General features: G+C 44.9%; 8 protein-coding genes. All 8 read right to left on the reverse strand.

What is annotated here, in order from left to right; all coding sequences use genetic code 11:
• Positions 1-14 precede the first annotated feature (14 nt).
• The gene (locus ACZIX4_RS09465) at positions 15-1,352 is read right to left on the reverse strand and encodes a DEAD/DEAH box helicase (RefSeq protein ID WP_463335387.1); all 1,338 of its coding nucleotides are present in this window, start codon (positions 1,350-1,352) and stop codon (positions 15-17) included.
• Between the two features lie 220 nt (positions 1,353-1,572).
• Complete coding sequence (locus tag ACZIX4_RS09470) at positions 1,573-2,682, reverse strand: hypothetical protein (RefSeq protein ID WP_463335388.1); 1,110 nt, start codon at positions 2,680-2,682, stop codon at positions 1,573-1,575.
• 171 nt (positions 2,683-2,853) lie between these two features.
• On the reverse strand, positions 2,854-3,819 hold the full coding sequence (locus ACZIX4_RS09475) for a glycoside hydrolase family 5 protein (RefSeq protein WP_463335389.1): 966 nt from the start codon (positions 3,817-3,819) through the stop codon (positions 2,854-2,856).
• Between the two features lie 2 nt (positions 3,820-3,821).
• On the reverse strand, positions 3,822-5,072 hold the full coding sequence (locus ACZIX4_RS09480) for a glycoside hydrolase family 27 protein (RefSeq protein ID WP_463335390.1): 1,251 nt from the start codon (positions 5,070-5,072) through the stop codon (positions 3,822-3,824).
• Between the two features lie 20 nt (positions 5,073-5,092).
• Complete coding sequence (gene mgrA / locus ACZIX4_RS09485; RefSeq protein WP_463335391.1) at positions 5,093-6,085, reverse strand: L-glyceraldehyde 3-phosphate reductase; 993 nt, start codon at positions 6,083-6,085, stop codon at positions 5,093-5,095.
• Positions 6,086-6,206: 121 nt separating this feature from the next.
• A complete protein-coding gene (locus ACZIX4_RS09490; RefSeq protein ID WP_463335392.1) occupies positions 6,207-7,226 on the reverse strand; it encodes an IPT/TIG domain-containing protein in 1,020 nt (339 codons plus the stop codon).
• A gap of 20 nt (positions 7,227-7,246) precedes the next feature.
• Positions 7,247-8,854, reverse strand: coding sequence for a RagB/SusD family nutrient uptake outer membrane protein (locus tag ACZIX4_RS09495; RefSeq protein ID WP_463335393.1), 1,608 nt, complete (start codon positions 8,852-8,854; stop codon positions 7,247-7,249).
• A gap of 10 nt (positions 8,855-8,864) precedes the next feature.
• The gene (locus ACZIX4_RS09500) at positions 8,865-12,032 is read right to left on the reverse strand and encodes a SusC/RagA family TonB-linked outer membrane protein (RefSeq protein WP_463335394.1); all 3,168 of its coding nucleotides are present in this window, start codon (positions 12,030-12,032) and stop codon (positions 8,865-8,867) included.
• Positions 12,033-12,241: the final 209 nt, after the last annotated feature.

Here is a 12,241-nt window from a genome sequence, read left to right on the forward strand (position 1 = left end):
AATAAAAACGCCGGTTAGTACCAGCGTTTCTTATTTTTTTTCGATTCTGCCGATTTCCTCGAATTTGAATTTGTGTTCGAGTTGCCCGGCTTTGATTTTCCTGTACGTCCACCGCTGTTGTTATTACTAACGGAGCCACCGGTAGGCTTATTATTGTTAGGAGCCTTTTTCTTATTCCTGAAATCGGGTTTGGCGCCTTCAGGTTTGATTTCCTCGCCGTAAGGGTAAGGGTGCCCGTCTATAACCTTTATCTTCTGGCCTATAAGCTTTTCTATATCCTTAAGGTAAGGCAGCTCATCGCGCCCGCAGAAGGATATGGCAAGGCCGCTGTTGCCCGCGCGTCCGGTACGGCCTATACGGTGTACGTAGGTTTCGGGTATGTTTGGCAGGTCAAAGTTTATTACATACGGCAGGCTTTCTATATCTATACCGCGCGCGGCAATATCTGTAGCCACAAGTGCCGGGATTTCCTTATTCTTGAATGCATCAAGCACACGCTGACGTGCACCCTGCGATTTATCGCCATGTATGGCACCGCTTTCCACGCCGTGCTTTTTCAGTGCCTTAACCACGTTATCGGCACCGTGCTTGGTACGGGTAAAGATAAGTACGTTGTTCAGGTTTTCATTACGTATCAGGTGGTACAGCAGCTTTCGCTTATCTTCCTTGCCCACAAGATAAACTTGTTGTTTTACCTTCTCGGCGGTAGACGATATCGGCGTTACCGATACATACTCAGGCTTGGTAAGGAAACTGTCAGCAAGCTCACGTATTGGCAATGGCATAGTAGCCGAAAACAATAGTGTCTGCCTGTTTTCAGGGGTAAGCTTTATAATCTTTTTTACATCGTTTATAAAGCCCATATCCAGCATCTGGTCGGCTTCATCCAGCACCAGGTGGTGCAGGTGGTCCAGGTTGATGAATCCCTGCTTGTGCAGGTCAAGCAGGCGGCCCGGAGTGGCTACCAGTATGTCGATACCGCTTTTAAGCTGGTCCACTTGTGGGTTTTGGTTCACCCCGCCAAAGATGGTCAGCGTACGTATGTTGGTATACTTCGCGTAAGCGTCAAAGTTGGTGGCTATTTGCAGTGCCAGCTCACGGGTAGGGGTTACTACCAGTGCGCGTATGTATTTTACCTTTTTGGCTGCCCCTACAATAGGATGCAGGTTGTTTATAATGGGTATGGCAAAAGCAGCGGTTTTTCCGGTACCGGTCTGCGCACAGCCCACAAGGTCTTTGCCGTCTATTATTATAGGTATGGCCTGTTGCTGTATCGGGGTAGGGGCTTCATAGCCTTCATCGGCAAGCGCCTGCTGCAACTGGCTTATTAAATTTAAATCTTCAAACTTCATTCAGTGTAATGCCGCTATGTTGCGGCTTTAAAATTAGCCTGCAAAGTTAGGCTTTTTATTTGGATTAGTGGTTGTAATGGTAATTTTTTGTAAATCAACAGTTTATTTTAATTAATTACCGGTTTCTGTTCATTTTTCTGAACTGCCTTGGGGTGCATTGGCTCATCTGCAAAAAGGCTGTATTAAAGCGACACAGTTTTAAAAACTAAGTGTTTAATAATTATTGATCTGAGTCATTCCAATTAAGCATTGTCAACAGACCATTTTTTATTATAATACATCCAACTTCACTTCTTTCAGCTATTCCGTAGAAATCCAAATTTATAAGTTTAGTTTCACCGTATTCGGTTGTTAATGGTCGATGGGTGTAGATATCAGTATTAAATAATGGGTTGACAACATTAATGGTAGTGCCTTGTACCTCTGCTAAAAATGTTATTTCCCTCCAACGAGCAAGATATAATGTCCTGTCGGAAATTGTAAATGAAGAAAAGAATTGTATGTCGTAAAAATCAAAAATTTGTTGTGCTGTCTTTGATTTATCTTTATAACCTAAAGCTTCTCCATCTACTCTTTTACCTACTTCTGTTAATGATATTATAGGTAACTTTTCTATGTCCGTTATTCCTTTTAGCTCAGTATTTCCATGCATATGCCCCAAATTTGATAGTACATAATAGGTTCTATTTTTCTTGTACATTGTGTTAGCACACGTAGCCTCTGTAAAATGAATTTTTTTTGTTTCTCTATTGTAGAAATAAATTGTGCCTCCCCATTCACCAAAACAATCACAAAAAGAAATATAGGTTTTATCTTCAAATAATTTTCTGGTGTTTTGGAATGGAACATCTTGTCTGTATTCTTGCCAAACATTTTCTGAATTAAGATAATAGCTCTTTTCTCCTGATTTGGCAACTAATTTATCTTCTGATATCCAATGATACTGAAAGTCTTTTGTGTTGAGTAATTTTTCAAGCTTAGTGTCGCGCTTAAAGTTGTCGAGAGAAAGGCAAATAAAGCCTTTGTCAAAAAGCGTTATTAAGCGGTCATTATATATAACTGAATATGATAAAGGGTAGGTGCCTCCAAAAGGATTATTTACCTTTATTTTTTTTAGGTTAAAATGTACAGGTGAATCACTAAGCATTATTGAAAAGTCTTTATTCTCGAAAAGTACCGGAAGATGAATAGTATCTTTGCGATAATTGTTCTTTCGTATGGTATCAATCATACTTTTAAAACTAATATTATTACCTGTTTGTTTTTCGGTACTACAAGAGCTTATAATTATTGAGAGTAATATTAGTATTTTAAATATGGAAGATTTCATGTGTTTATAAATGTAAGGATATAGTATTAAGATGTACTTCTTAAGGAAAAGGTTGGTTACAGGATAATTTTCTTAATAAAAAATGTACCTGATATTTTCTGTAAAAAAGAAAACCGCCCTATCAGGGCGGCTTAGTCTAACTACTAACTCAACTGTGTATAAAAACTTAACTTATGGTTTTCCGTTTAGTTTGCGAAGGTATTCGCGGGTGCGTTTTCCGCTTTCCTTCAGGTCGCTGTCTTTCCACTTGCCGTCAGATGAGGCAGTAGGGTAGAGCACACTGCAGGTTTCATCCTTATCGGATACCGACCATGTAACCCAACTCAGGCCACGGGCTTCCATCCAGTCGATCCATTTTTGCCATTCGGCAAGGTCAAGCGGGCCGTCGCCGGTAGCTTCCATCCCTGCACATTCTGAAATGAATACAGGTAATCCCGCTTTAATGGCTTCGTCAGTACGGTCGCGCAGGTACTGTTTGTGTGTAGCTGCGTAAAAATGTACTGTGTACATCAGGTTGGTATACCCTTTTATAGGGTCGGCGGCAGGCAGATTAATGTCCTGGTCCCAGTGCGGGCAGCCTACCAATATGATGTTGTCAGGGTCGTTCTTGCGGATAACTTTAATCACCTCTTCAGAATATGCCTTTACCTGAGGCCAGGTTTCCTCGTCCGGCTCGTTGAATACCTCGTAAATAACATTAGGATACTTGCAGTACTTTTTGCTCATTTCGTCAAAAAACGCTTTGGCTTCCTCCAAATTAACGTTGTGGCTGTGCCAGTCGATGATTACATAGATGTCGCTTTTAATGGCACCATCTACCACATCAGTTACGCATTTCTTGGCAAAAGCAGGGTTTTCCTTATAGGTTTTGCCCTCGCTGCCTATTTCCACGCCTATGGCAGCACGTACTATGTTTACGTTCCAGTCGTCCTTCAGCCAGTTCACGGTTTTTGCGTTGTAAAACCTTGGCCAAAAGCTGCTCCAGCCGTAGCTCATGCCACGCAGCATAACGTGCTTGCCGTTTTGGTCTACCAGTTGGGTACCCTTTACACTCAGCTGTCCGTGTTCCTTAACCTGTGCAAAACAGGCCAGTGAAAACAGCAGTGCAGCGGCAGATATTTTAAAGTGCTTCAGCATGGTTATTTCTTTTTGGTAAGGGTAAGGCGCAGTGCTACCACATCGTGAGCAGGCACTTCGGCCTTAAAGGCTTTTTTGGTAGTGGCAGAACCTTTATCTTTTTTATCCCAAAGGTTTTTTAGGGTATAGATATTCGTGGCAAAGCCTGTTTGCAGGTTGAAGATGTCGTCTTTAATTTCATTCTTCAGCCAGTCAAATTCCACTTTTTGTGCAGTAGTGCCACGGTTAAGGAACACAACGGCCCAGTCGCCACCCTGTAGCGGTTTCGCCCAGATTTCAAGCTCGTCCTTAGCCGATACCTTAAAACCTTCTATACCCAGCTTGTCCTGGCTAACGGCAATAACATTTTTGTTGGTAAGCACCTCGGTAGTTTCCTTGCTCATGCTGCGCAGGTCGTTACCCGCAATAAGCGGAGCAGCCAACATAGCCCACATGGTAAAGTGTGCACGGTCTTCGTTTACCGTAAGTGCACCGTTGCCTACTTCCAGCATATCGGGGTCGTTCCAGTGGCCCGGCCCGGCGTACTTGCGCAGGCCTTCCTGCTTGTCCAGTATTTGCATTACACCCCAGGCTTTCCAGGTACCGTGGTCTTTTACGCAGTCGAAACAATTGTAAATATCCCCGGTAGAGCGCCACAGGTGTCCTACAGCAGGGCCCCATTCCCAGGGCTTGTCATTACCCCATTCGCAAATGCTCAGTACAATAGGGCGGCCTGCTTTTTTAAGGGCAGCGGCTATGGTTTTGTAAGCACCCTCGGCTTTAAGGCCTTCGGTGTTGCACCAGTCGTATTTAAGGTAATCGATACCCCAGGCGGCATACTGCTGCGCATCCTGGAACTCATAGCCACGGCTGCCCGGCCTTCCGCCACAGGTTTGGCTGCCTGCATCGCTGTAAATACCCAGTTTAAGCCCTTTGCTGTGTACATAGTCGGCCAGCGCTTTCATCCCCGACGGGAAACGTTTCGCATCAGGATGTATAAAACCTTGTGCATCGCGGTCGCCGTGCCAGCAGTCGTCTATGTTAATGTAGGTATATCCTGCATCGCGCATGCCGCTGCTTACCATAGCATCGGCCATTTGCTTTATCATGTTTTCGTCTACATTGCAGGCAAATTTGTTCCAGCTGTTCCAGCCCATGGGCGGGGTAAGGGCCAGGCCCTCGTATTTTGTATAATCCTGCACGTAGTTGTTGCCCTGTGCCATAGCCGTAAGGCTAATAGAGGCCGCAAAAAGTGCAGTAATCCATTGCTTCATATTTGAGTTTGTTTTGTGTGTTATTTCAATATGTCGTTTATGGCATATAATTCCTCTTGTGTAAAGTGGATGTTTTTAAGGCATTGCAGCGAATCAGTAACCTGTTCCGGCCTGCTTGCACCTATAAGTACCGATGTAACCCTTTCATCTTTTAATATCCATGACAGCGCCATGTGTGCCAGCTTTTGCCCGCGTTGCTGTGCTATTTCGTTCAGCTTTTTAATTTTTTCTATCCTTTCGGGCGTAATGTGGCTTTCGTTAAGAAATTGCCCGCTTGTGGCTACTCGGCTGTCGGCCGGTATGCCGTTCAGGTACTTGTCGGTAAGCAGCCCTTGTGCCAAAGGCGAGAAGGGTATACAGCCCACTCCGTTATTGCCCAGCACATCAAGCAAGCCAAATTCAGGGTCGCGTACAAACATGCTGTATTTTGGCTGGTGGATTACGCAGGGTGTACCCAGTTGTTTCAGTATGTTAATGGCCTTTTGCGCCTGCTGTGCGTTATAGTTGCTTATACCTGCGTAGAGTGCTTTTCCCTGCCTTACAATTAAATCCAGTGCGCCCATAGTTTCTTCCAGTGGCGTATCAGGGTCCATACGGTGGTGGTAAAAGATGTCCACATAATCCAGCTTCATGCGCTTCAGGCTCTGGTCCAGGCTAGATACCAGGTATTTTTTGCTGCCCCAGTCGCCATAAGGGCCGTCCCACATGGTATAGCCCGCTTTGGTAGAAATAATAAGCTCATCGCGATAACTGGCAAAGTCGCTGTGCAATATTTTGCCAAAATTCTCTTCAGCCGAACCCGGAGGCGGGCCGTAGTTATTGGCAAGGTCAAAATGGGTAATACCGTTGTCAAAGGCTGTGTGCAGTATACGGCGGCTATTGTCGTAGTCGTTTACGTGGCCGAAGTTGTGCCAAAGGCCCAGCGACAGTGTTGACAGTTTCAGGCCGCTTTTTCCGCAGCGGCGGTACTGCATGTCGTTATAGCGCGTGGCAGACGGTGTGTAGGTTGTCATGGTAAAATGAGGTTTTGGTTAACATGCACAAGGTACGAATGTTTGCCACATAAAAACATTCCCCGGAAAAAACCTCCGGGGAATGCAGAGGGTAATGTTTCAGCCTACCCTATAAAATATGTTAATCAACTGTAAAACCAAAGTTGTCAAAGTAATACGTGTGTGTGGCACCGCTAAACTCCTGGAACGATATGTTTTGCATTGCTGCAGGTACACCGCCCATTTGTGCCCAGGTGATCCGTACATCAGTCCACTCTGTGCCGGTTATAATAGCGTGGGTGGCATCGCCCCAGCCGCTTCCGTTAAATATCCAAACCAGTTTACCCACATCGTCCGAACGTACGGCAAAGTGGATACCGGTATAGTTATTCATACCTTCCTGCCAGCCCCAGTTGCCCTGGATGTTGCCCCAGCCTTCTATGTCTTTCTTAAAAAAGGTAGTACCCTGGTAGGCTTTGGTTTGATCTGTTACGTACACCTGGTTGTTCCAGTCTTCAAAGTTCCATGAATTGTAATACACATCGTCATAGATAGCGGTACCTACGGCAGTAGTATCCCACTCGTCTTCACCCGATGTGGTAGAAACCGTTACATACTTATTAGTAGCCCCGGCAGGCATTATGGCTACAATTTGCGTAAGCGTATTAGAAACTACCTGTGCCTCTATGCCGCCCACGGTTACTGTAGGGTCCAGGAAATAGGTGCCGTAAATGGTAAACTGTTCGCCTTCTGCAACATTAACCGGGTTAAAGCTTTGTATACTTGGTGCCGGAGGTAATACCGGGAAGTGGTAGATAGCCTCGCCGGTTTTTGTTACCACCTTAAGCTCACTCGAAGCATTTTCATACGGTGTGCTGCGGTCTATGGTAACAAGGATAACCTGGTCTGTAACAAAGTTGACGTTGAAATAAGTGTCGGTTTCGTTAAAGTAAATTTTCTGGGTGCCGGTAAAGCCCTTACCCCTTATAATATACATGTTGTCTGCAAAACCGTATTCTACAAGCGAATCGTTTTGGGCAAGGCTTACGCTTTCTATAACCGGAGACCCGCCCGAACTGTTATCGTCGTCGCACGAAATGAACAGCGTAGTGGCAAACAGTGCCAGTAAGCCGAACAGGAATTTAAATTTATTAGTTTTCATTTCAATACAATTTTATACTGTTATTCAAAGTTATAAGGTACCGGTGCATCAAGCAGTTTAGGGTTTTTAGAAACCTCGTTGTCCGGGTATTTCAGGTAGAAATCACTTTCCTGCGGAGTGTAGTACTCGGCAGTCCACTGGTTACCCCTGTTTTGTGCAGCTATAATAGCCGTGGCCTGGGCGCGTGGCAGCCTGCACAGGTCAAACCAATAATCACCTTCAAACATCAGCTCTTTGCGGCGCTCCTGGAAAACATCATCAAACGTAAGGCTGGTTACGGGCTCAAGCCCGGCTCTTTCATGTACTGCATTAAACGAAGCCAGTGCCCCGGCATCGCTGGTGCTGCTGCCACCTGCAAGGGTAGCTTCGGCATGGATAAGCAGTACTTCCGCATAGCGCATCAGGTAAGTATTGTTTTCAAACATGTTCCATCCGTCAAGGTCGCCTGTTTCGCCGCCGTTTACAATACCTATTACGTATTTTTTAATGGCTGCGCCGGTACCCTGGCCACCAATCTGGTCGGCTGAAGGTACGGTAAAGCCCATTTGGGTTGTCCATCCTGTACCCGGGTTAACGCGTACCAGTATATCGTTGTACTGGTCGCCCGGCATCATTATGGTTTGTTTCCTCCTTACGTCAAACGGATCCCATATATTAAGAGCATCCATAGATGGGCCAAACACGCCGCCGTAGCTGGCATTTGATGTAGTAAGCGTACCGGTGCTGATACCAAATTGTGTGTTGGCATTGTTTGCCGAACCGTAGTTACCGTCTACCACCCATTGTATAGCGAATATAGATTCTTCGTTATTATTGTTAGGGAAAGTAAACAGGTCGTGGAACGATTTGTTAGGCAGTTCACTACCACCAACCAACTTAAATTCACCGCTGTTTATTACCGTTTCGGCCATAGCTTTAGACTCGGCATACCTGTGTTGGTACAGGTACACCTTGGCAAGGAACGAACGTGCCGAACCTTTGCTCACACGGGCATTATCTGTATAGGTAGAAGTCCTTACCTTTTCGTTTAGCAGTTCTATGGCTTTAAGGTAATCTTTTTCAATAAGCGTGTAAACGTCCTCTGGCCTGTTAGTGTTTATTTGTGGGGTGGTTACATAGTCCAGGTTGTTTTCTATGATAGGCACCGCACCCCAAAGCCTTACCAGGTAAAAGTATGCCGTGGCACGCATAAAGTATGCCTCGCCTACAGTATTGTTAAGCACCTGCTCACTCACTTCCGGGCCTACCCTGGCAGGAAGGAAGTTAATAATGTTGTTGGCCTGTGCCACATTAGCCCATAGCGATGACCAGCCGTTTAACAATTCCGGGTCAGATCCGTTAAGGCTGAAGGTACGCATACCGGCTACGTCTGCCGATGCCGTATACATGTTACCCGAGCCTACTTCGGCCACAGCATAGAAAAACTTGTTGGCAAACTGGAACCATGTACGGCAGTACATACCATTTGTTGCAGATTCTACCTGGGCATTGTTAGAATAATAAGCATCAAGGCTTATGGCATCTTCAGACGGACGGTTTGTAAACTCGTCGGTGCAGGAAACAGCTAGCCCTACTATTGCAGCTGCACAAAGAATTTTATATCCTTTAAAAAGACTTTTCATTTTCATTTTTCAATTTTTAGAATTCTACGTTTATACCAACAGAATACGTCCTTGGGGTAGGGTACCTTCCGTTATCTATACCTGTAAGCAGCTGGTTTTGGTTATATGAACCAATTTCCGGGTCGTAACCCCTGTACTTGGTAAAGGTGTGCAGGTTACTAACTGTGCCGTAAAGGCGTACCCTCGACATTTTTATCTTAGAGATAAGGTCGTTAGGCAGTGAGTAGCCTAAGGTAAGGTTTTGTATCCTCATGTACGAACCGTCTTCTATGTAGCGTGTAGATATAAGCAGGTTATCATGGCTGGTGTTGTTTACCGGCCTTGGAATGTTAGTATTTGTGTTTTCAGGTGTCCAGTAGTTTTGGGCATCGCTAAGCTGGTTTACATATAGCTGCGCGTTTGTGGTACCGTTCCTCCACACAAGGTTCATAACATCGTTACCCACGCTGCCCTGTAAGAATACCGAAAGGTCAAAATTCTTGTACCTGAATGTGTTTGTAAAACCAAAAGTAAAATCAGGATGCGGATTGCCTATAAGTGTACGGTCTGTAGCGTCAATTTTACCATCTCCGTTCAGGTCTTTGTATTTTACGTCGCCCAGTTGAGGGGCATCGCCACTGGCACCTATAGGGGCATCGTCTACTTCTGCCTGTGTTTGGTAAAGGCCTTGTGCCACATAACCGTAGAACATACCTATTGGGTGGCCCACCTCTGTATTGGTTACGTCATACGGCTGGTAACCGTTCATGTTAACCGCCTGTTTAAGGTTCAGGCTACTGTTTATACTGGTAAGCTTGTTTTTGTAGCGTGAAAATACAAGTGTAGAGTTCCATACAAATTCGCCTTTGGTATTGTAGTTAAGTGTTATATCATAACCTTTGTTTTCCATTGAGCCAAGGTTAGAATACGGCGCATCCATACCACCATATTGTGCACCGCCACCCGTTAGGTAGGCAGGTAGTGGCACCTGGAATAGAAAGTCTTTAGAGGTCTTTTTATAAAATTCAACAGTAGCAGTAAATCGGTTAAGGAACCCGATATCTATACCAAGGTTGGTTTGTTGCATAGATTCCCATGAAAGGTCCGGGTTCGGAATGTTTGCCGGTAAGAAACCAGTACCAATACTAGAGTTCTGCTGGTTTAGCAACGCACTGTATCGGTTATTTGGTATTTGCTGGTTACCGGTTTCACCATAACCTATCCTCAGCTTCAGGTTGTCCAGATAATCTTTGGTACCTTCCATAAACGGTTCGCTGCTTATCCTCCATGATCCGCTTATTGCAGGGAAATATCCCTTTTGGTTATCGGTGGTAGGGTCAAATTTCGAGGATACGTCCTGCCTTATAGAGGCCGATACGCTATACTTGTTATTGAAGTCATAAATAACGCGGCCAAATAGCGAAGTAATAGAAGCGCTTCCTTTGTAACCGGTAGTTTTAGTCTGGTCCGGATCGGCAAGGTTTATTGTATGCGGGTCATTGGTCTGGAAGTTCATTGTAGTGGCAATTATACCTTCCCAGTGGCTGTCGTTAGCTTCATGTCCTGCCAAAACGGTAATGTGGTGCTTGCCGAACATTTTATCGTAAGTAAGCAGGTTTTTTATGTTTACCGAATACCAGTTTTGCCTTCTTTCTACAAGGTCGGCACTTGGGTTTGTCTGTACGCCCCATGCGTAGGTAGGAGTGAAGTCGGTATTTTCGCTGAACTCGGTGTTAGCACCTGCTTCTATACGGTAGCTAAGCCCTTCTAATATTTTGGCTTCGGCATATGCATTGCCTAAAAAGTTTTTACGAATCAGCTTATTGTCTTTAACAAGTGCTTCCGCCACAGGGTTAAAGTACGTAGCGTTCATGCTGTTGTCAGTCGGCCCGGCGAAAGACCCGTCAGGGTTGCGTACGGGTATATCCGGGGCTTGCAGCAGGGTGTTGCTAATGATACCACCATAACTTTGGTTTATAGTAAGCTTTTCGTTAGTTATGGCTGCGTTAACATTAGTGCCTACTTTAAGCCAGTCTTTCACCTTGCTATCTGTATTAATCCTGGTGGTATAGCGTTTGTAGCCCGAACCTAACAGTGTACCTTCCTGGTCTAAAAGACCTCCTGAAATATAGTAGCTGCTGGTATCGCTACCGCCCGAAAATGACAGTTGGTGGCTTTTGGTTATAGCTGTACGGTATACAGCGTCCTGCCAGTCAGTACCGCCGCCTAAAAGCTCAGGGTGGGCAAATTCAGGCCTTAGCTGATCCTGGGGTATGCCATATAGCGTAGAAAGCTCGTTTTGCTGTTGTGCATACTGCCTAAGGTTTAGTACATTTAGTTTTTTGTAAATAGTTGCAGCCGATGTGTAGCCCTCATAACTAAGCTTGCCGGTGCCTTTTTTACCCGATTTTGTAGTGATAATGATAACCCCGTTAGCACCACGCGAACCGTAAATAGCGGTTGCAGAGGCATCTTTAAGGATGTCGATACTTTGTATGTCGTTCGGGTTAATCATAGAAAGCGGGCTTACGGCATTGGCACCGGCTCCACCGCCACTGCTGAAGTCGTTACCGCCAATAGGCCTTCCGCTGGTAGAAATGTTAGTACCGTCTCCTGATATAGGCACACCGTCTATAATATAAAGAGGCTCGTTAGTGCCCGATATAGAGGTAGTACCACGCACGCGGATGGACACCGCGCTACCCGGCTGGCCTGAGTTGTTGGTTACAGATACACCCGATGCCTTACCCTGTATCATTTGGTCTACAGTAGTCTGCTTCAGGTTTTCAATGTCTTTTGTACGGATGGACGACACCGCACTGTTAAGGTCTTCTTTCTTTTGCGTACCGTAACCTATAACCACCACTTCATCGAGTGTTTTTGCGGTTTCGGTCATTTTTACGTTAATGCTTGTTTTGCCTTTTACGGCTACTTCTTCGGTTGTAAAGCCTATAAAGCTGAATACCAGTGTGCCGTTTTCCGGCACGTCTATGGCATATTCACCGTCAAGGTTGGTTACTACGCCCCCCTGGGCGCCCTTTACGGTTACATTTACCCCCGGTATGGTCATCCCTTTATCGTCAGATACCACACCGCTTACCTTGTGCTGTGCATGCATGGTTCCTGCAAAACACAGTACCATAAGGTAGAACAGGGCTTTTCCTTGTGTACACCATTTTGTAACTTTGTGTAGTTTGTTACCCATAGTAAAATTCGTGTTTGGTTAGCTACTAATTCGCAATTATTAAGGTTAGAAATTTAGCTATCAATAATTTTAGGGTTCTTTTATTGACAATAACAAATTTAGTAGTAAGGTTAAGGTGTGGTTAATATTATTTTATCATTTAGCAATAATATTTTCTCTAACGTTTGCGTAACTTTTATACTTTAATATATAGCTATAAATAAAAAACA

The organism is Flavobacterium niveum (genome assembly GCF_055231775.1).